The organism is Desulforapulum autotrophicum HRM2 (assembly GCF_000020365.1).
Taxonomy (GTDB): domain Bacteria; phylum Desulfobacterota; class Desulfobacteria; order Desulfobacterales; family Desulfobacteraceae; genus Desulforapulum; species Desulforapulum autotrophicum.
On record NC_012108.1, the window covers coordinates 3,968,624 to 3,990,370 of the forward strand.

General features: G+C 49.1%; 17 protein-coding genes, 2 tRNA genes, 2 rRNA genes and 1 other RNA gene. All 22 read right to left on the reverse strand.

What is annotated here, in order from left to right; all coding sequences use genetic code 11:
* Positions 1-25 precede the first annotated feature (25 nt).
* A 23S ribosomal RNA gene (locus tag HRM2_RS17315) occupies positions 26-3,017 on the reverse strand.
* Positions 3,018-3,249: 232 nt separating this feature from the next.
* Positions 3,250-3,325 (reverse strand) — tRNA-Ala (locus HRM2_RS17320).
* A gap of 4 nt (positions 3,326-3,329) precedes the next feature.
* A tRNA-Ile gene (locus tag HRM2_RS17325) sits at positions 3,330-3,406 on the reverse strand.
* A gap of 73 nt (positions 3,407-3,479) precedes the next feature.
* A 16S ribosomal RNA gene (locus tag HRM2_RS17330) occupies positions 3,480-5,042 on the reverse strand.
* Together the 16S and 23S rRNA genes with 2 tRNA genes alongside form the textbook arrangement of a ribosomal RNA operon.
* A 287-nt stretch (positions 5,043-5,329) precedes the next feature.
* Entirely contained in the window at positions 5,330-6,616 is a 1,287-nt protein-coding gene (tyrS, locus tag HRM2_RS17335; RefSeq protein ID WP_041274084.1) for a tyrosine--tRNA ligase, read from the reverse strand.
* A gap of 16 nt (positions 6,617-6,632) precedes the next feature.
* Entirely contained in the window at positions 6,633-8,195 is a 1,563-nt protein-coding gene (gene rny / locus HRM2_RS17340) for a ribonuclease Y (protein ID WP_015905329.1), read from the reverse strand.
* A 196-nt stretch (positions 8,196-8,391) separates the two neighbouring features.
* Positions 8,392-8,575: non-coding RNA, 6S RNA (gene ssrS / locus HRM2_RS26160), on the reverse strand.
* 30 nt (positions 8,576-8,605) lie between these two features.
* On the reverse strand, positions 8,606-8,935 hold the full coding sequence (locus HRM2_RS17345; RefSeq protein ID WP_015905330.1) for a cell division protein ZapA: 330 nt from the start codon (positions 8,933-8,935) through the stop codon (positions 8,606-8,608).
* 10 nt (positions 8,936-8,945) lie between these two features.
* Positions 8,946-9,188 carry a cell division protein ZapB gene (locus tag HRM2_RS17350; protein ID WP_041273347.1) on the reverse strand — a complete coding sequence of 81 codons (243 nt, stop codon included), beginning with the start codon at positions 9,186-9,188 and terminating at the stop codon, positions 8,946-8,948.
* Between the two features lie 62 nt (positions 9,189-9,250).
* Positions 9,251-10,006, reverse strand: a complete 756-nt coding sequence (locus tag HRM2_RS17355; protein WP_148214662.1) for a sugar phosphate nucleotidyltransferase — start codon at positions 10,004-10,006, stop codon at positions 9,251-9,253.
* A gap of 114 nt (positions 10,007-10,120) precedes the next feature.
* Positions 10,121-10,528, reverse strand: a complete 408-nt coding sequence (locus HRM2_RS17360; protein ID WP_015905332.1) for a F0F1 ATP synthase subunit epsilon — start codon at positions 10,526-10,528, stop codon at positions 10,121-10,123.
* Between the two features lie 14 nt (positions 10,529-10,542).
* Positions 10,543-11,961 carry a F0F1 ATP synthase subunit beta gene (atpD, locus tag HRM2_RS17365; protein ID WP_015905333.1) on the reverse strand — a complete coding sequence of 473 codons (1,419 nt, stop codon included), beginning with the start codon at positions 11,959-11,961 and terminating at the stop codon, positions 10,543-10,545.
* Between the two features lie 49 nt (positions 11,962-12,010).
* Positions 12,011-12,907, reverse strand: a complete 897-nt coding sequence (gene atpG / locus HRM2_RS17370) for an ATP synthase F1 subunit gamma (protein ID WP_015905334.1) — start codon at positions 12,905-12,907, stop codon at positions 12,011-12,013.
* A gap of 70 nt (positions 12,908-12,977) precedes the next feature.
* Positions 12,978-14,492 (reverse strand): F0F1 ATP synthase subunit alpha, encoded by a 1,515-nt coding sequence (gene atpA / locus HRM2_RS17375; protein WP_015905335.1) that lies wholly within the window; start codon positions 14,490-14,492, stop codon positions 12,978-12,980.
* A complete protein-coding gene (gene atpH / locus HRM2_RS17380) occupies positions 14,492-15,043 on the reverse strand; it encodes an ATP synthase F1 subunit delta (protein ID WP_015905336.1) in 552 nt (183 codons plus the stop codon). The genes atpA and atpH overlap by 1 nt, the downstream gene beginning before the upstream one ends.
* Entirely contained in the window at positions 15,043-15,645 is a 603-nt protein-coding gene (locus HRM2_RS17385; protein WP_015905337.1) for a F0F1 ATP synthase subunit B family protein, read from the reverse strand. The genes atpH and HRM2_RS17385 overlap by 1 nt, the downstream gene beginning before the upstream one ends.
* The gene (locus HRM2_RS17390) at positions 15,645-16,070 is read right to left on the reverse strand and encodes a F0F1 ATP synthase subunit B family protein (protein WP_015905338.1); all 426 of its coding nucleotides are present in this window, start codon (positions 16,068-16,070) and stop codon (positions 15,645-15,647) included. Before HRM2_RS17390 ends, HRM2_RS17385 begins: the two co-directional genes overlap by 1 nt.
* A gap of 165 nt (positions 16,071-16,235) precedes the next feature.
* Positions 16,236-17,339: a rod shape-determining protein RodA gene (gene rodA / locus HRM2_RS17395; RefSeq protein WP_015905339.1), complete on the reverse strand. Its 1,104-nt coding sequence runs from the start codon at positions 17,337-17,339 to the stop codon at positions 16,236-16,238.
* A complete protein-coding gene (gene mrdA, locus HRM2_RS17400; RefSeq protein ID WP_015905340.1) occupies positions 17,332-19,185 on the reverse strand; it encodes a penicillin-binding protein 2 in 1,854 nt (617 codons plus the stop codon). The genes rodA and mrdA overlap by 8 nt, the downstream gene beginning before the upstream one ends.
* Positions 19,186-19,206: 21 nt before the next feature.
* Complete coding sequence (locus HRM2_RS17405; protein WP_015905341.1) at positions 19,207-19,734, reverse strand: hypothetical protein; 528 nt, start codon at positions 19,732-19,734, stop codon at positions 19,207-19,209.
* Complete coding sequence (mreC, locus tag HRM2_RS17410; RefSeq protein WP_015905342.1) at positions 19,731-20,588, reverse strand: rod shape-determining protein MreC; 858 nt, start codon at positions 20,586-20,588, stop codon at positions 19,731-19,733. Before mreC ends, HRM2_RS17405 begins: the two co-directional genes overlap by 4 nt.
* 4 nt (positions 20,589-20,592) lie before the next feature.
* Positions 20,593-21,639: a rod shape-determining protein gene (locus HRM2_RS17415; protein WP_015905343.1), complete on the reverse strand. Its 1,047-nt coding sequence runs from the start codon at positions 21,637-21,639 to the stop codon at positions 20,593-20,595.
* Between the last annotated feature and the right edge of the window lie 108 nt (positions 21,640-21,747).

Genomic DNA, 21,747 nt, shown 5'->3' on the forward strand with positions numbered 1-21,747 from the left:
TCAAACCTAAAAGGGTTTGTAGTTAGTGGCTAAGCCTCACGACCTGTTAGTACCGGTTAGCTGAACACATTACTGTGCTTACACACCCGGCCTATCAACCTTGTAGTCTTCAAGGGGTCTTTAGTCACTTTATGTGATGGGATATCTAATCTTGAAGTTGGCTTCCCGCTTAGATGCTTTCAGCGGTTATCCGTTCCGAACTTAGCTACCCTGCAATGCCGTTGGCACGACAACAGGAACACCATTGGTTCGTCCATTCCGGTCCTCTCGTACTAGGAACAGATCTCCTCAAATATCCTACGCCCACGAAAGATAGGGACCAAACTGTCTCACGACGTTTTAAACCCAGCTCACGTACCACTTTAATTGGCGAACAGCCAAACCCTTGGGACCTGCTCCAGCCCCAGGATGTGATGAGCCGACATCGAGGTGCCAAACCGCCCCGTCGATGTGAACTCTTGGGGGCGATAAGCCTGTTATCCCCGGCGTACCTTTTATCCGTTGAGCGACGGCCCTTCCATACAGAACCGCCGGATCACTAAGACCTAGTTTCCTACCTGCTCGAAATGTCTCTCTCGCAGTCAAGCTCCCTTATGCCTTTACACTCTTAAGCTGGTTTCCAATCAGCCTGAGGGAACCTTCGCGCGCCTCCGTTACTCTTTGGGAGGCGACCGCCCCAGTCAAACTACCCGCCAGACACTGTCCGTAATCCCGGTAAGGGACCCACGTTAGAACCATAGTACATGAAGGGTGGTATTTCAAGGGTAACTCCACGAACACTTGCGTGCCCGCTTCAAAGTCTCCCACCTATCCTGCACATCATGTACCAAAATCCAATGTCAAGCTGTAGTAAAGGTGCCGGGGTCTTTCCGTCTTTTCGCGGGTAGACGGTATCTTCACCGCCATTCCAATTTCGCTGAGTCCCTGGTTGAGACAGTGCGGAAGTCGTTACGCCATTCGTGCAGGTCGGAACTTACCCGACAAGGAATTTCGCTACCTTAGGACCGTTATAGTTACGGCCGCCGTTTACCGGGGCTTCGGTTCAAAGCTTCGCTTGCGCTAACAAATCCCCTTAACCTTCCGGCACCGGGCAGGCGTCAGACCCTATACCTCGTCTTACGACTTTGCAGAGTCCTATGTTTTTAGTAAACAGTCGCTACCGCCGTTTCTCTGCGACCCTCCCACGCTTTGAAGAGCAAGTCTTCTAACACGGGGGGGCATACCTTATCCCGAAGTTACGGTATCATTTTGCCGAGTTCCTTAACCAGGGTTCTCTCAAGCGCCTCGGGATACTCTCCCTGCCTACCTGTGTCGGTTTTGGTACGATCACCTGTTATCTCGATAGAGGCTTTTCTTGGCAGCATGGGTGCAGACAGTTTATGGGATCAGATCCCTCCTCATCGCTTCTCGGCCTTAAAAAGGAACGGATTTGCCTGCTCCTTAAGCCTACCAGCTTGAACCGCCTATTCCAGCAGACGGATGACTTGCCCTCCTGCGTCCCCCCTTCTCTCAAACGATAACTCGGTGGTACAGGAATATTAACCTGTTTTCCATCGCCTACGCCTTTCGGCCTCGGCTTAGGGATCGACTAACCCTGAGAAGATTAGCTTTACTCAGGAATCCTTGGGCTATCGGCGAGGGGGTTTCTCACCCCCTTTATCGCTACTCATGTCAGCATGGTCTCTTGTGTAAACTCCACATGACCTTACAGTCACGCTTCAATACTTACACAACGCTCTCCTACCATAGAAATAAATTTCTATCCGCAGCTTCGGTGCTATGTTTGAGCCCCGTTACATTTTCGGCGCAGAACCACTCGATCAGTGAGCTATTACGCTTTCTTTAAAGGATGGCTGCTTCTAAGCCAACCTCCTGATTGTCTGGGCATTTCCACATCCTTCCCCACTTAACATAGACTTGGGGACCTTAGCTGGCGGTCTGGGTTGTTTCCCTCTCGTCCGCGGAACTTAGCTCCCGCGGGCTGACTCCCACACTTTACATCATCGGTATTCGGAGTTTGGTTAGGTTTGGTAATCTGGTGAGACCCCTAGCCCATCCAGTGCTCTACCCCCGATGAGAAACATGTGAGGCTATACCTAAATATATTTCGGAGAGAACCAGCTATTTCCAGGTTTGTTTGGCCTTTCACCCCTAACCACAGCTCATCCCAATAGTTTTTAACCTATATGGGTTCGGTCCTCCACGCGATTTTACTCGCGCTTCAACCTGGCCATGGCTAGATCACCTGGTTTCGGGTCTACTCAATGCAACTTGCCGCCCTGTTAAGACTCGGTTTCCCTGCGGCTACACCTCACGGCTTAACCTTGCTACATTAAGTAACTCGCTGACTCATTATGCAAAAGGCACGCGGTCACTATGGCTAATGCCATAGCCCCCACTGCTTGTAGGCAAACGGTTTCAGGTACTATTTCACTCCCCTCACAGGGGTACTTTTCACCTTTCCCTCACGGTACTGGTTCACTATCGGTTGCCGGGTAGTATTTAGCCTTATGAGATGGTCCTCACAAATTCCCACAGAATTTCTCGTGTTCCGCAGTACTTGGGTGTCTGAAAAGAGAGAGCGATACATTTCGTCTACAGGGCTGTCACCTGCTATGGCCGGACTTTCCAGTCCGTTCGACTACACATCACCTTTGTAACTCTCCGCACCTTCCGAAACAGGTACAATTCAGATCCCACGACCCCTGACATGCAACGCCTTCGGGCTATCACACATGGCAGGTTTGGGCTGTTTCCCGTTCGCTCGCCGCTACTAGGAAAATCGTTTTTACTTTCTCTTCCTGGGGGTACTAAGATGTTTCAGTTCTCCCCGTTGGCCTGATCAGGCTATGTATTCACCTGAACATGTCACAGTATTTACCATGACAGGTTTCCCCATTCAGAAATCTCCGGATCAAAGTTTGTTAAGCAACTCCCCGAAGCTTATCGCAGCTTTCCACGTCTTTCATCGCCTCCCGGCACCAAGGCATCCACCGTTTGCCCTTTATAGCTTAGCCACTATAAAACCACAAATTAAGTTTAAACGCTTTAATGCAAATATACAGATACAACGTCACAGAAAATTTCACCCCTGTAAAAAAAATTACAAAAGCTTCTATTCCTGTTTGTTATACGATACAACACCATTGGAATCCCTTGTCCAGATATTATCCGAACGCGACCATTCCTCTGGGTCATGTTGTTTCATTTTAACTTTCAACAGATTGTCAAAGAACAAAGAATTAATAGTGGTGGAGGATAGCGGGATCGAACCGCTGACCTCCTGCGTGCAAGGCAGGCGCTCTCCCAGCTGAGCTAATCCCCCACTATGGTGGGCCTGGGTGGATTCGAACCACCGACCTCACGCTTATCAGGCGTGCGCTCTAACCAACTGAGCTACAGGCCCAAAAGAATTAATCCCTCAAAACCGGTTAGTGACGAAGACTTGCATGTCTTCTGTATTGTATTTCTTTCCTTAGAAAGGAGGTGATCCAGCCGCTGGTTCCCCAACGGCTACCTTGTTACGACTTCACCCTAATTATCAACCATACCTTAGGCACCTGCCCCCCCGAAGGGTTGGCCCAATGACGTCGGGTACAATCAACTCTCATGGTGTGACGGGCGGTGTGTACAAGGCCCGGGAACGTATTCACCGTGGCATGCTGATCCACGATTACTAGCGATTCCAACTTCATGGAGTCGAGTTGCAGACTCCAATCCGGACTGGGATATGCTTTCAGGGATTCGCTCACCTTCGCAGGTTCGCTGCCCGTTGTACATACCATTGTAGCACGTGTGTAGCCCCAGACATAAGGGCCATGAGGACTTGACGTCATCCCCACCTTCCTCCCCGTTAACCGGGGCAGTCTCTTCAGAGTTCCCACCATGATGTGCTGGCAACTGAAGATAGGGGTTGCGCTCGTTGCCGGACTTAACCGAACATCTCACGACACGAGCTGACGACAGCCATGCAGCACCTGTCTCTGAGTTCCCGAAGGCACTCTAATATCTCTAACAGATTCTCAGGATGTCAAGTCTGGGTAAGGTTCTGCGCGTTGCGTCGAATTAAACCACATGCTCCACCGCTTGTGCGGGCCCCCGTCAATTTCTTTGAGTTTTAGTCTTGCGACCGTACTTCCCAGGCGGTATACTTAATGCGTTAGCTCCGGCACAGCAGGGGTCAATACCCGCTACACCTAGTATACAACGTTTACTGCGTGGACTACCAGGGTATCTAATCCTGTTCGCTACCCACGCCTTCGCACCTCAGCGTCAGTTTCGGTCCAGAAAGGCGCCTTCGCCACCGGTGTTCCTCCTGATATCTACGAATTTCACCTCTACACCAGGAATTCCCCTTTCCTCTACCGTACTCAAGTCTTGTAGTTTCAAATGCACTTCCAGGGTTGAGCCCCGGGCTTTCACATCTGACTGGCAAGACCGCCTGCGTGCCCTTTACGCCCAATAATTCCGAATAACGCTTGCACCCCCCGTATTACCGCGGCTGCTGGCACGGAGTTAGCCGGTGCTTCCTTCATGGGTACCGTCAATACGACATACTATTAATATGAAGTAACTTCTTCCCCATTGACAGAGTTTTACGACCCAAAGGCCTTCTTCACTCACGCGGCGTTGCTGCGTCAGGGTTGCCCCCATTGCGCAAAATTCCTCACTGCTGCCTCCCGTAGGAGTCTGGACCGTGTGTCAGTTCCAGTGTGGCTGATCATCCTCTCAGACCAGCTAACCATCAATGTCTTGGTAGGCCGTTACCCCACCAACTAACTAATGGTGCGCGGACTCATCTTCAAACAACAGCTTTCAAGAAGAGGCTGTCTTTCATCAATCCTTCCAAGGAAAAACTGACTTCATCCGGTATTAGCGATTCTTTCGAACAGTTATCCCGGATTCAAAGGTAGATTATCCACGTGTTACTCACCCGTGCGCCACTCTACTCAGGACTGCAAGCAGTCCCTTTCTCGTTCGACTTGCATGTGTTAAGCACGCCGCCAGCGTTCATTCTGAGCCAGAATCAAACTCTCCAGTTAAATTCTTTGAATATCTTTTGTGTGCTTTCACAGCACTCAAAAGACACGCTTCGTCTCTTTTGTCACTAACCAGTTTTCAAAGATCAATCACTTTTGGTAAATCATCCACCCCTTCGGGGCGGCACAAACTCGGTCTTTATATCTGTTCGACCGAAGCTTGTCAACTCTTTTTTTCATTTGGTCAAATTATTTTTTTCCGTTGAAAAAAAGAGTCAGTCACATGAACAACTGCAACGGGGACTGTTTATATAAAAACCAAGCCCCCCTGTCAACACCTTTTTTAGCGATCATGCAATTATTTTATGATACCGTTTTTTACCGGCCCGTAAAAGGATCTCTCCGTCCTTGAAGTCACTATCAAGAATGAGGGTATCAAAGGCCTCAATCCGGTCATTGTTAAGGTAACCGCCGCCTTGACTGATGAGGCGCCTGGCATCCCCCTTGGATTTTGACAGACCCGTCTCAACAAAGAGATCCACGGCAGCAATCCCGCGCTTTAAACGTTCGATATCAACGGTGGACGAGGGCATACTACTTGCGGCACGAAGATTCCCATCCCCATCCCTGGGTATGTGGCTTGAGGGACAGAGATTTTCAGGAATGGAGGGTGCACCGAAAACAGTGGCAGCTGCATCAAAGGCTTCGTTTGCCGCCGCAAGGCCATGGGCAATGGCCGTGGCTTCATGGGCAAGAATAGCCTTGGCCGCATTCATTTTGGCCCCCTCAATTCCCTTTACCTGATCGATCTCTGCCATGGGCAAAAAGGTAAAAAGCGCCATGAATTTTGCCACATCAGCATCATCGGTATTGACCCAGAACTGGTAATACTCATAGGAAGACGTTTTTTCCGGATCAAGCCACACGGCGCCCTTATGGGTTTTTCCCATCTTGATGCCGCTACTGGTAGTGATCAGGGGAAAGGTGATACCAAAGGCAGTCTTTGACTGGGTTCTTCGGACCAGATCTATTCCGGCAACAATGTTACCCCACTGGTCGCTGCCCCCCATCTGCAAACGGCAATCATGGGCCTGGCAAAGCTGCATGAAATCATAGGCCTGTAGGAGCATGTAGTTGAACTCGATAAAGCTCAATCCCTCATCGGACTCTATGCGCACCCTGTAACTTTCAGCCTTGATCATCTTGTTCACACTGAAATGACGCCCGATATCCCTTAAAAAAGAGATATACTCCAGCCCGGTAAGCCAGTCGGCATTATCAAGGAGCATGGCCTTGCCATCTTCAAAATCAAGAAACCTTGAAAGCTGCTTTTGGATACTTTGCTTGTTTTCATTGACCTGGTCGTGGGTTATCACCTTGCGCATCTCGGTTTTACCACTGGGATCTCCGATCAAACCGGTCCCCCCGCCCACGAGGGCAATGGGCCTGTGGCCGTTCCGCTGCATATGGGCAAGGGCCATGATGGTCACCAGATGCCCAACGTGGAGACTCGGGCCTGTCGGATCAAACCCGATATAACAGGTGGCCCCTTCTTTATCCAGATACTCCTTCAGCTCATCCTCATGGGTCACTGCCTCTACGAATCCACGCTGATTCAATATGTCCAGAACACTCATTTTATTCATCTGATCCTTATTTGTTTGTATATTCCACCGAACGTGTCTCCCGGATAACCACAACCTTGATCTGGCCAGGGAAAGTCAGTGTTTCTTCGATTTTAGCTGCGATATCACGACTGAGCATACCTGCATTGGCATCGGAAATCTTGTCACTCTCAACAATCACCCGAACCTCTCGGCCTGCCTGTATGGCATAGGTATTGGAAACACCATCAAAGGAATTCGCCACCCTTTCAAGCTCTTCGAGGCGCTTGACGTAATTTTCAAGGGTTTCTTTTCTTGCACCGGGCCTTGCGCCCGACAGAGCATCTGCAGCCTGGACAAGGTAATCATAAACACTTTCAGGTCTTTTATCTTCATGGTGGGCGGCAATGGCATTAACAACGGCATCTGTTTCACCGTACTTTCTTGCAAGCTTGGCGCCAATCAAGGCATGGGGTCCGTCAACCTCATGGTCAACAGCCTTGCCGATGTCGTGCAAAAGCCCCATGCGTTTGGCAAGCTTGATGTTAAGACCGAGCTCCGCCGCCATTACTCCGGCCAGAAAGGCCACTTCAACCGAATGCTGGAGAACGTTCTGGGCATAGCTGGTTCTGAACTTGAGCTGACCGATCACCTTGATCAACTCGGGAGCGACACCATGAACCCCAAGATCAAAGGCTGCCTGTTCTCCCGCCTCCTTGATCGTAACATCCACCTCTTCAGTCACCCTTGCCACAACATCCTCTATCCTTGCAGGGTGGATCCTGCCGTCGGCAATGAGCCGTGTCAAGGCAATCCTTGCAATTTCCCTCCGGACCGGATTAAAGCCCGAGAGAATGACCGCTTCGGGGGTATCATCGATAATTAGATCTATGCCCGTGGCAGCTTCAAGGGCCCGAATATTCCTTCCCTCCCGGCCAATGATCCTGCCCTTCATCTCATCGCCTGGAAGCTGAACCACCGAGACGGTTCTCTCAGCCACAAAATCACCGGCATACCGCTGAATAGCCGTAGAAATAATCTTTTTGGCCTCTTTGTCAGCATTTTCCGTAGCCTCACTCATGATACGCTTCACAAGCTTTGCACCTTCATGGTTGGCCTCGTTTTCCATGGATTTCAAGAGAATCGTCTTTGCCTCATCTGCTGTCAGACTTGCCACCCGTTCCAACTCACGCGTAGTTTCTTCGACCAAGCTGGCATAGGTGGCTTCCTTTTGGGCATGGGCCTCAACCCTGGCACTAAGTTCATTCTCCTTTGCCTGCAATTCCATTTCCCGCCGCTCGAATTTTTCATGGCGGTGATCAATGATTTCGCTCCTTGAGAGCAAACGCTTTTCTTCCTGTTTGAGTTCAGCTCTAATTCCCTCTGTTTCCACATCAAAAGCGCTTTTCATTTCAAGAAGCCTGCTCTTGGCCTCTATCTGTGCCTCCTTGAGAAGCGTCATTGCCTTTCTTTCCGCATTTTCAATGATCAATGCCTGCTCTTTCAAAACGGCTGCGGCCTTTATCCGGGCACGCTTCAAAGTGAGGTAGTATGCTGCACCGAAACCCGATGCAAGCCCTGCTGCTGATGAAAGAACCACAATAAATTCCATTTAACAATCTCCTAAATATTAGTATCAGTCACCCGATGGACTGTTGTTCTCCCGGGGATAGCGCAGCAATCCAGCTCTTTGACCTCCGTTACCAAAGGGAATAACAGAAGATTAAAAGCGATGTGAAAACCGCATATTTACGAGATGTAGGGAAGGATAAGGATTGAAAGACAAGGACAAGAAGGATGGTTGTTCAAGTACCCCCACATGATGCCGTGTTGCTTTAGTCTTTGAACCAAGGGTTCAAAAAAATGGGCTTCCAATAACACCTTAAGGCTTTTCCATTCAAGTGGAACTTGCACAACAGTGTCAGGGTGGATACCCTGTTCTGTAGCATTAGGACAAAGGACATCATACAATCACAAACACTGCAGGGGTACAACTTGTTAAACACATAGACAGAGAGCTTTTTATTTGATTCCCTCATCTATCTTTTCGATAAGGGACGTCATCCGTTGATAAACATAGTTCTCAAGCTTCGAATGCTCCAACTTCAACTCTTGAAAGTCCTTGGATATATTCATGGCAGCAAGAAGTAGTATTGCCAGCTTGTTCCTATCCGAGGATTTGAATTCAAATTGATCTTCTGCCTTTACAACATGACGCTTTAAATATTCGGCAACCTCTTTGGAATCAACTGTTGAACTTTCAGACTTGAACTTAAACTCCAAACCAAAAAGCTCAATTTTAACGATCTCATCCAATGAAGTATCTTTACCAGACTGAGCCCCCGTTGTCACTCAAACCTCCCTAAGGAGTATCGGAAAAATTATTGAGTTTTTCAAGAAGCCCATCAATTTTTGACCTGACTACCGCCTGTTGTTCAGCATACTGCTCTTCTGTTTCATTCTTCTTATTTAGTTCCGTTTCAAGACGCTCGACCTTAACCTTCAACTCTGTATTTTCCAACTGAAATGTCTGGCAGAGTTCAATTAAAAAATCGACTTTTTCGTCTATATCGGCAAACTTATTATCTAATAGTTCATTATCCAATTTCCATTCCTCGCAAACATTTATTCATTTATATTCATAGCCTTTCACAAAGTCAAGACAATTCACACATCCGCCCGTTCCCGGCACAACACATCTGCTTTTTTTAACTGCACAAGGGTGTTAACGCCAAGAACCTCCCTTGGGTCTTCAGCCGTGAGCACTCCCATTTTGACCCCATCTGCCGCTCCGATTTTTACAAGATCTGTCAGGTAGTATTCATTCTGGGCATTGTCCCGATTCAACCGATTCAGGGCCGAGATTAAAAACTGCCTTTCAATACAATAAATACCGGAATTAACCAAGCTGATTTTTTTCTCTTCCATGGAAGCATCCGCCTCTTCACAGATGGACATTAGTTTACTTTGGGCATCCAGAATCATCCTACCATATCCTGCAGGTTCGTCAACCTTAACTGCAAGGGCTGTCAATCTGTTTTCATTGTTCAGGTGAAAATCAACCAGTTTTTCAACGGTTTTCGCCCGAATAAGCGGTACGTCACCACAGAGGACAACCACATGGCCGACAGCTTTTGCCAGGTGAGGAATAGCTGCCTTTACCGCATCTCCGGTTCCAAGCAGTGATTTTTGAACGGCAAAAGCCACTTGATATGCCCGGGCCACCTCAGCCTTTACCTGTTCGGCCTGATGCCCCACAACCACAACAACATTGGACCCTGAAACCTTGACGGCACAGTCAACCACATGGATGATCATACTCTGCCCGTTCACCGGATGGAGAACCTTTGCCCGATCCGACTTCATACGGGTTCCCTTTCCTGCAGCCAGGACGACCACCCCGACCTCGATACCCAATGCCATACCAAACCTCCTTGACTCTCCCCTAAAAGAAAGGGGGCGCATATAATACATGCACCCCCCCTTTGCTTTGTCAGATCCAACCAATCCAACGTTGTCAGATCAGAATCAGCTGAACTATCGCGTCTCGATCACGGACAATCTTTGAATTGCCCTTCTCAGGGCAGCTTCAGCCCGAAGGATATCGATTCCGACAGAACGCTCGGAAATACGTTTTTCAGCCCTGGCCTTTGCAGCCCTGACCCTTTCAACCTCAATCTGGCTTCTACGTTCCGCAGACTCGGCCAAAACCGTCACCTTGGTTGGCAGCACCTCAGCAAATCCACCGTTGACAAAGAGAACCCTCTCTTTGCCGGCGGCGTCCTTGTAGCGCAGACTTCCAATCTTGAGAGAGGTCAGAAAAGTAGTATGCCCCCTTAGTACACCAAATTCACCCTCTGAGCCTGGCGCCATAACGATCTGGGCCTCTTCACTGACAACAGATGCCCCTGGGGTGACCACTTCAAGAAAAATATTCTCAGCCATTATATCCCCCTGGTTTATTGAGCCTCAGACATCTTACCGGCCTTTTCCCTGGCCTCTTCAATGGAGCCGACCATGTAAAAGGCACCTTCGGGAAGATCATCGTGCTTTCCTTCAATGATCTCCTTAAATGAACGAACCGTATCTTCCACCTTGACAAACTTACCGGGCATGCCCGTAAAAGTCTCAGCCACGTGGAAGGGCTGGGAAAGGAATCTCTGGAGTTTTCTGGCACGCTGAACAGTAAGCTTATCCTCATCGGAAAGCTCGTCCATACCCAGAATGGCAATAATATCCTGGAGTTCCTTGTACTTTTGAAGGGTCTGCTGAACCACCCGGGCCACATTGTAATGTTCTTCGCCAACATAGGCCGCATCCAGAATCCTGGAGGTTGAATCCAGGGGATCCACAGCCGGGTAGATACCAAGCTCTGCAATCTGACGGGAAAGAACAACGGTTCCGTCAAGATGGGCAAAAGTTGTGGCAGGTGCAGGGTCAGTCAAGTCATCGGCAGGTACGTAAACGCACTGAACTGCCGTAATGGAACCTTTGTCCGTTGAAGTGATCCTCTCCTGGAGGGCACCCATGTCAACGGCAAGTGTGGGCTGATATCCAACGGCTGAAGGCATACGGCCCAGGGTAGCTGACACCTCGGAACCGGCCTGGGTAAAACGGAAAATGTTATCGATAAAGAGAAGCACATCCTGGCCTTCAATATCACGGAAGTACTCGGCACAGGTCAAGGCGGAAAGTGCAACCCTTGCCCTTGCTCCGGGAGGCTCTGTCATCTGACCGTAAACCAGGGAGCATTTGGGCAGAACGCCTGAATCTTTCATCTCATGGTAAAGGTCATTTCCCTCACGGGTTCTCTCACCAACGCCGCCGAATACGGAGATACCACCATGCTGCATGGCGATGTTGTTAACCATCTCCATCATGATAACGGTCTTTCCAACGCCTGCGCCGCCGAACATACCCATCTTACCGCCACGGGGAAAGGGAACCAGAAGATCCACCACCTTTACACCGGTCTCAAGCACTCGAACGGTAGTATCCTGGCTTGTGAACGAGGGTGCAAGCCTGTGAATGGGCATCATGTTTTCCTGACTGATGGGTCCAAGACCGTCAACGGGCTTTCCAACAACGTTGAGAACACGACCCAGTGAAGCTGCACCAACGGGCATCATGATGGGAGCCCCTGTATCCTTTACCAGCATGCCCCTCTGGAGACCGTCGGTGACATCCATTCCAATGCAGCGAACCACATTATCACCCAGGTGCTGGGCAACCTCAATGACAAGGTTGTCCTCCTGATCGTTGATGACCGTGTTGGTTACGGTGAGGGCGTTAAGAAGGGGAGGTAGTTTTCCCGGTTCAAACCTTACGTCAACAACAGCACCAAGGACCTGCGCTATTTTACCTATATTTTCAGCCATTATTCCTCCTGTAAACTCTTTTTATATTCTTAGTCTAAAAATCTGTAGATCAGTTCAGGGCCTCGGCGCCGCCAACAATGTCCATTAGATCCGCAGTGATTCCTGCCTGACGCGTCTTGTTAAAAATGGTCTGCAGTTCATCGATCATATCCTTGCACGCCTTGGTTGCATTTTCCATGGCCTTCATTCGCTGTGCATTTTCACTGGTTGATGTCTGAAGTAGCGCATCATAGATCTGAATAAAAATGTTTTTGGGAAGCATCTCCCCGAGCAATGCATCGGATGATGGTTCGCAGATATGTTCGGCCAAATAGGCCGTTTCTTCTTTGGCTCCTGCCTCATCAGGCTTCTCCATCGCCTCAAGGGAAGGGATGGGAAGAAGCTGTTTTACCACCGGCTCCTGCCTGGCCAGATTCTTAAACTCGGAATATACAAGATATACCTCGTCAACATCCGCTTCAAGAAACCGGTTGATCAGTTTCTGACCCGAAGTGGATGCCACGCTGAAATCAAATTTTCCACCAACAACCCCAAGGTACTGGTCGTCAATTGTCATGGACATTTTTTTAGCCCAATCCCTGCCTTTTTTCCCAAAGCAGGTAAACGTAACCTCTTTGTCCTGGAGTTTTGACTTGATAAATTTATCGGCTTTATCAATGAGGTTGACATTGAAGCCACCGCAAAGTCCTCTGTCTGATGTACAGAGAATCACATTCACCTTTTTTGGCTCTTCCCTTGGCACAAGAAGGGGACTTGCCTCTTCCCCGGCCTTTCCTGCTATACTTCCCAACACTTCTGAAAATTTGGACGCATAGGGCTTGAATCTGTCCATCTTTTCCTGGGAACCACGCAAACGGGAAGTAGCGACCATTTTCATGGCAGAGGTAATCTGCCTGGTCTTTTTTACACTGCCTATCTTTAGTTGTACTTCCTTTAACGTTGCCATAAGTTCTACCTTTTTAGCCTGTATGTTATTAGATAAATTCCTGAAAAAATCCTGCAAGAATCAACTTTAACTATACAGTTGCCTTGAACTCCTCGTCATAGGCGTCAAGTGCTTTTTTGATAGTAACTTCGAGATCTTCCGTGATGGCCTGTTTCTCAACAAGGCCTGAAAAAACCTCGGGAAAACGTGCCTCTACAAAGGCGTAGAGACCTGTTTCGTACTTGCCTACGGCATCCTTGGGGTACTTATCAATGTAACCCTTGGTTCCGGCATACAGGGCAAGCACCTGGCGCTCCATGGCAAGCGGCCTGAACTGGGGCTGTTTCAGAAGCTCGACCAGACGTTCCCCACGGGTAAGCTGTCGCTGGGTTGCGGCATCAAGGTCACTACCAAATGCGGCAAAGGCCTCGAGCTCTCTGTACTGGGCAAGATCGAGCCGCAGGGTACCTGCAACCTGTTTCATGGCCTTGCACTGTGCAGCACCACCAACCCTGGATACGGAAAGTCCAACGTCAATGGCGGGCCGTACACCGGCAAAGAACAACGACTTGTCAAGGTATATCTGACCGTCGGTGATGGAGATAACATTGGTGGGGATAAAGGCGGAGACATCACCCTCCTGGGTCTCAATGATGGGAAGGGCTGTGAGGGAACCTGCGCCCAATTCATCGTTGAGTTTAGCTGAGCGCTCGAGAAGCCTGGAATGGTTGTAAAAAATATCTCCCGGAAAGGCCTCACGTCCTGGCGGACGCCTGAGAAGAAGGGATACCTGACGGTAGGCAACAGCCTGTTTGGAAAGATCATCATAGATGATCAGGGCATGCTCGCCCTTGTCGCGGAAGTACTCGCCCATGGCGCATCCTGCAAACGGAGCAAGGTACTGCATGGCAGCGGGCTCACTTGCACTTGCAACGACAACGGTGGTGTACTCCATGGCACCGTGCTCTTCAAGGGCCGCAACCACCTGGGCAACCGTGGATTTTTTCTGGCCACAGGCAACGTAGATGCATTTCACATCCGTGTTTTTCTGGGCAATGATGGCGTCAACAGCTATGGCTGTCTTGCCGATCTGGCGATCGCCGATGATGAGCTCACGCTGGCCCCTTCCGACTGGGGTCATGCCATCGACAGCCTTGGAACCGGTGTAGCAGGGCTCGTGAACGGACTTTCTTGCAATAACACCGGGAGCAATAAGCTCCATGTTCTTGAACTCGGTTGTATCAATGGGTCCCTTGCCGTCAATCGGCTCACCCGTGGTTGAAACAACACGACCAAGAACGGCCTCACCAACGGGAACGGATGCGATACGGTCGGTACGTTTGACGATATCGCCTTCCTTGATATTTCTATCCTCACCAAGGATGGCCACACCCACGTTGTCTTCTTCAAGGTTCAGGGCAAGACCAAGAATGTTACCGGGGAACTCAACAAGTTCCATGGCTTTTACCTTTTCAAGACCGTAAACCCTGGCAATACCATCACCAACGCTCAAGACAACACCGGTCTCGCTCAGCTCGACCTCTTTGTCAAAATCCTTGATCTGCTCTTTTATGATTTGGCTTATTTCTTCAGCTTTAATTTTCATTAGGCACTCTCACCCCTTTTTAATGTTTCCCGCATATTGAACAGTTGAGTTTTAACGCTGCCGTCCAGCACAAGGTCGCCTATCTTGGTAACCACTCCTCCAAGAAGGCTTGGATCCTGCTCAACATCCAGAACAATATCTTTGCCGATTCTTGTTGCAAGGCCGGCCCTTATCTTTTCAACGGCATCCGAAGAGAGCTCTGTAGCCGACACAAGGGTGGCATGCACAACGCCCTTGAGCTCATCGGCCAGGGAGTAGTAGAACTCACAGACCTCCCGGATGAAGCTGATCCTGGCCTTGGCAAAAAGCAGGATAAGAAATGACTTCATTACCTTGGAGAGTCCGCCCTTGTCAAGCACTGCAATCAGGACGTTTTTTCGATCGTTTTTATCATACAGCGGATTTGAAATGGTTTGTTCAAGCTCGGGATTCGCATCAAAGAATTGAACGATGTCGTCAAGCTCCTTGCGATACTGATCGGTATTGCCATCTTCCTTACCAATAAGCATCAATGCCGTTGCATAACGTCTGGAAACAGATACACTTTTCATTATGCCACCACCTTTGTAAGATAGTCGTCAACAAGCCTGTCCTGATCTTCTTTTGAGATGGACTCCTTGACGAGGACCTCAGCCTTTGCAAGGGCTTTTTCAACAATCTCCTGCCTGAGTCCCTCTTTTGCGTTTTTGAACTCCTGCTCGATATTGCGTTTGGCCATTTCCTCAAGCTTTATCGCCTGGGCCTCGGCCTCGGCAAGAATACGTTTCTTTGCCGCTTCACCCTGGGCCACGTAATCGGCAACAATCTGACCGGCCTCCTGGTCAAGGGCAGAGATTTTCTGAGCATATTCTGCAAGGATTCGTTCAGACTCAGTCTTTTTCTGCTCAAGGGTTTTCAGCTCTTCCTTAATGCCCGCTGTCCGGGATGAGAAAAACTCCTTAACGGGTTTTTTGGCAATGTAGAACAGCGCAGCTGCAAGCACCACAAAGTTCATAACCTTGTAGGTATCTGTAATGACCCACCCCTTTGGAGCAGCAGCCTCATGGCCTCCGCCCGAGGATGCAAGTGCCGCGCCTGCAAAGCCAAGGAGTATAATTGCCGCAAAAGAAAAAATTGCAGAACCTTTACCCTCCCATCTACTTGCAAATTTCATCAGCATGCCCTCCCCAGGATTTTTTCACCAATTGCCTTGGAAAACAGCTCCACTTCTGCTTCAAGAGCAACTCTTGCCTTTTCGGTCTCTTCAGCCACCTGCGTGCGTATCTGAGCAAGGTTGGACTGAGCCGTTTTGTTGATCCGGTCAATAATTTCTTTTTCTTCCTGCGATGCTTCCCCAACAAAGGCTTCTTTCTTTTTCAAGCCTATTGTTCTGGCCTCTTTGAGGCCGTCCTTATACGCCTGATCCTGACTAACAGCCTGGTTTTCAAGGGATTCTATCCCCTGCTCCAAACCATTAATCTTCTCCTTTCGTTCCAGGAGAACCTTGCGGATCGGCTTAAAAAGGATGAGGTTAAGCACAAACAAGAGAAAAAGGAAATTGATGATCTGGATAAACAGGGATCCATCAACACTAACCATAAACTTCCCTCCACCAGTTAATAATTAATATACCAACTACCTATATACCATCCTTACCCGTGCTACAAACGGGTAATTAAAATACGCACACAATAAACCTTCTGAATCGCAAATTGAGTATCATCAAGATATTTTTTTGTCAACATCCAAATGGGGGATCCAGTCTCAGGTCGAAGCAAACCTTCGCATGCTAATGTTCATCAAAATTCCAATGCCGGCCATATTGGTTATCACAGATGACCCCCCATAGCTGATCAAAGGGAGAGGAACGCCAACCACCGGCATCAGCCCCATGACCATGCCGACATTGATGAAGATCTGCCAGAAAATCATGATTGTGACGCCAAACGCAAGAATGGAACCAAACGTATTCCGGCAGGAGTAAGAAATATTAAGCCCCCAGAGAAGCAGAAAAAAATAGAGAAACAGCAGGAACAGACACCCTGCAAGGCCCCATTCTTCTGCAAGCACGGATAGAATAAAATCAGTGTGCTGCTCAGGCAGAAAAGCAAGAGCATTCTGGGTTCCATGGAGAAATCCCTTTCCAAAAATCATGCCTGAACCAATGGCTATTTTTGATTGAATAATATGGTAGCCGGCACCAAGGGGATCCCGATCCGGATTCAAAAAAGTAAGAATTCTGGCTTTCTGGTAGTCCTTTAACACAAACCACACCAGGGGGACAGCTGCGGCACCAAGGAGCGCACAGGTCAGAAACACCCTTTTTTGAACCCTTACGAACAGGGTAAGACAGGCAACCAGAAAAAGCAGCAGCAGGGCTGTTCCAAGATCGGGTTGTTTTACGATAAGAAGAAAAGGAAGTGATAAAACAAACAACGGTTTCACAAGGTCACGAAAGCCCAGCCCTTGCTCGGTAACAATACCCGAATATACGGACGAAATCATGATAATAAGAGAAACCTTCATGAGCTCGGACGGCTGCATGGTAAAAGGTCCAAGGGCCAACCACCTGCGTGATCCACCCACATTTTTTCCAAAGAAAAGGACCATGACAAGAAGGAGCACGCAGACGCAGTAAATGGCAACACTTGCCTTGTCCAGATATTTGTAATGCACCAGAAGTGAGGCAAACATGATGGCGAACCCGGCCCCCATCCAGACGACCTGCTTTTTAAAAAGCACATGGGTTTCGCCCACCCCTCCTGCGGTGACGGCACTGTAAAGCACAATAAGACCAACCGCTGAGACCAGAAGCGTAAGAATCAGCAGCCCCCAGTCAAAGCACTCCACCAACCGCCGGTCAAACATGATCCTCCTCCCCAGCCTGTTTTGTCGTCTCGATTATGCCTTTTTCTTCAAGATATGCCCTGACAATGGCCCCAGCCACAGGAGCCGCAGTTGATGATCCATGCTCACCATGTTCGATGAGGATGGAAAGGGCAATCATTGGATTTTCAGCAGGCGCGTAGCAGACAAACCAGGCATGGTCCCTTAAACGGTAATCCAGTTGCCCGTCATTATCCCTGTCTTTTTTCTTCAGGCTGAACACCTGGGCTGTACCGGTTTTTCCTGCAATTTCAACCCCTTTTATCCGAATCCCCCTGGCCGTTCCGCGATCGCCTTGAACCACATCAAGCAGGCCCTTTCTTACAATATCCAGGGTCTTTTTTCCAGCGGGAAGTCCGCCGGTTATCTCTGGTTTCTTTATCTCAATTATTTCGTTATCGGTTGTCTTGATCGCCTTTAGAATCCTGGGTCGATAAAGGGTTCCCCCATTGCCGATGGCTGCTGTAAACACGGCCATCTGCAGGGGAGTAACCAGATCAAACCCCTGGCCGATGGCTATGGACAGGGTCTCCCCCGGCTGCCACGCCACCCCGTACCGTCGTTTTTTCCAGACGGATGTGGGAATCAGACCGGGGCGTTCATGTTCAAGCTCAATCCCGGTGACTTTTCCAAGGCCGCAACCGTTGGCATACTGGGCCAGTGTATCCACCCCAAGGGCCTCACCAACTTTATAGAAATAGATATCGCAGGATTTTTCAATGGCGCCAAGCAGATCGAGCTCACCATGGCCCCACCGTTTCCAGCAGCGATAAATCCGGTTGCCGAATTTGTACTGACCCGAACAATAATGTCGGGTATTGAGATCAACCACACCCTCCTCAAGACCGGCTATGGCTGTGAGAATCTTATAGGTTGAGGCAGGCGGATACTCTCCCTGAATACACTTGTTGGACATGGGTCGGTCCGGGTCAGCCAGGAGTTTTTTCCATTTTTTACTCGATATCCCGCCAATGAAGTCATTCTGGTCAAACGAAGGGCTACTGGCCATGACAAGAATATCCCCATTGGAAGGATCCATTGCCACAACGGCTCCGGCCTTGTCCTGAAGCATGTTTTCTGCGATCTGCTGAAGTTTGTTGTCAATGGTAAGAAAGATATTTTTTCCTGGAACCGAATCAACGGTATTGATGACCCTCACCAGGCGTCCGCTGGCGTCCACCTCAACCTGGCGTCCACCCCTTTGCCCCCTCAGGTGATCTTCAAAAACCTTTTCAGCGCCAGAACGGCCAATACTGTCCCCTCCCCTGACACCTGGGTATTTTCCGGTTTCAAGTTCATCACAATTGATCTGGCCCAGGTAGCCCAGCAAATGGGCTGAACTCTTGTTGAAAATATAGTTTCTCCTGGGTTCAACAGAAACCAGGACTCCGGGAAGGTCAAAGCTGTGGGCCTCGACAACGGCTAACTGATCCCGGGTGATGCCCTTTTCAAGAAGAATCGGCGTATACTTTGACAGCCCTTTGCTTGCGTCAATCCTTGCCTTCATCTCTACAACGGGAATCTGGGTAAAATCGGAAAGTATCTCAAGGGTCTGGTCTACGGGAACGGCATCTTTGGGTACAATGGATAGGTCAAACGAGGGGCGATTGTCCACGAGTAAAACCCCGTTCCGGTCATAAATAAGCCCCCTTGACGCTTCAACGCTTTTCAAACGGATGCAGTTGTTTTTGGACAGCCTGCGAAAATCTTCACCCTGGATAACCTGGAGGTAAAAAAGTCTTGCCCCAAGAACGGCAAAGGCAATGAGCATAAAAAGCGCGCCACCCATGAGCCTTCGTTTCAACCAGTCCCTGTCACACCCCTTCATGATCAAATTAAACCTACCCCGTTACCCACGATCAAAGTGTTGCTGGGTTATTTTTTTTGCAGCCACCAGAATTATTCTTTCAAATTCGTCAACAACCAAAAGCAAAAGGGGAACAAACACCAGGCCCCATGCCACCTGCTTTGCCATAATTTCCAGGTCCGTAAAATAAACAACATCAACCCGACCTCCCATGACAAGAACAAAAACAAGGAACGCGTTTTCCACGACCACGGCAACGGCACTCATGCACACAAGGAACACGATATTCTCCATGTGAACAAGTGACTTAAGGCTTCGAACCAGAATAAAAATCCAGACATAGACTGAGACATAGAGGCCAAACGGCCCACCTGAAACGCTGTCCATGACACACCCCATCAGGAAGACTGCTGCTGCTGTTCCAATATGCGAAAACTTCAGGCTCAGGGAGAGCACAATGACAAGAATCAGGTCAAACGCCTGGCTGAATATTGAGAAACCGCGCAAAGTTGATGTCTGGACAATAAAAAAGGCAAGAAACAGACAAAGGTAAAAAACGACCCGTATCATCTGGAAACATCATCCATCGGTGGGGAGGCAGCGTCCTGGGACATGGGATCCTTGACAGAGACAAGGACCTCTTCAAGAGTATCAAAATCCACGCAGGTCTTGATGGTGATTTCCTGGAAAAGCTGGGAGGTATTTTCCTCGATATCGACCACCCAGCCGATCCTCAACCCTTTTGGGAAAACCCCGTCAAGACCGGAAGATACAATCATCTCTCCGGGCTGAATTTTGTTTTTCCTGAGCACATACCTGAAAGAGCACAGTTCGGAATCATTACCCTTGACAATTCCCCTGGCCCGCGATGTCTGGACTAGGGCATCCACGGCAGAATTTCTATCCGTCATAAGAAGGACCCGGGAATAGTGGCCGGCAACCGCCACGACCTGACCGACAACGCCCTCGGAGACAAGCACTGGCAAACCCTTGGTCAGGCCTGCCTTTGCGCCTTTATCTATCATCAGGGTTCTGAACCAGGGAGAGGGATCCCTTCCAATAACCTTTGCTGCAACAAGGGTCTCTTTTTCAAGATCCTGGAAACGAATAAATTTTCTGAAACGGATGTTCTCCTGCTCAAGCTCTATGCAGAGGTTAACCTTTTCCATGGCCTTTGCCAGTTCATTTTTAACCCTGGGGAGCTCTTTGGCCGCCCTGACCGTGGCAAAATAATCCTGCCAGACCCCCCCAATAAGAGTAATGCTTCGGGAAAAAACCATCTGGAACGGAGCAACAAAAGAGGTGGCTATCCGTTCAATGCCTGTTTCAGGCAACACTCCTTTGCTGCTCACAGTCAAGATTATAAAATTGACCGTGATAAAGAAAACAATTCCGATCAACAGGATCATTTTTCTTGAAAACATGAAATCAGGTAATCACAACCTCTCTGAGTATATCGATATTGTCAAGAACCTTACCGCACCCAAGGGCAACCGTTGAAAGTGGATCTTCAGCCACAATAATCGGAAGGCCGCTCTTTTCCCTGAGCAATTTATCGAGGTTTTTGAGAAGCGCACCACCGCCGGTGAGAACGATGCCGGAATCAACAATATCGGCAGCAAGTTCCGGGGGGGTCTGTTCAAGAGCAATTTTAACGCACTCAACAATGGCATCGATCTGTTCAGAAATTGCCAGACAGATCTCTTCACTGTCAATGGTAAGAATCTTGGGAATCCCGGAAACCAGATCACGGCCCTTAACCTCTATGGTTTCGAGATTTTCCGGGTCTGGATAGGCATTTCCAATTGTGGTTTTAATAATTTCGGCCGTTCTCTCGCCAATGAGAAGGTTGTATTTGCGTTTGATGTGCTGGCTGATGGAAGCATCCATTTTGTCGCCTGCAACCCGGATGGATCGACTGTAAACAATTCCGGATAGGGAGATAACGGCAACTTCCGTGGTACCACCGCCAATATCCACCACCATATTGCAGGTGGGTTCGGTAATGGGGAGACCTGCTCCGATTGCCGCGGCCATAGGCTCTTCAATGAGAAACACCTCCCTTGCTCCTGCAAGCTCGGCAGATTCCCTGACAGCTCTTTTTTCCACCTGGGTAATTCCCGAAGGAACCGCAATAACAATCCGTGGACGAACCAGGGTTCGTCTGTTGTTGTGAACCTTTCTGATAAAGTGCTTGAGCATTGCCTCGGTTACTTCAAAATCAGCAATAACCCCATCACGCATGGGACGGATGGCCTGGATATTCCCCGGGGTTCTTCCAAGCATCCGCTTTGCTTCAGCCCCAACGGCAAGCACCCTGTTTTTGGCCCGTTTATCGGTCCGAACGGCAACCACAGAGGGTTCGCTGAGCACAATCCCCTTTCCCTTCACATACACAAGGGTGTTGGCGGTTCCCAGATCAAGGGCAAGATCACTTGAAAAGATACCAAGGAGAGAATCTATTATAAGGTTCATACCACCTCTTTCATAAATTATTGCATAAAAATTTTGTCGACTAAAAGATATCAGCTAACAGAAATACCACTTTTTTACAAGGAGAAAAAGTATCAACTGAACAATGAT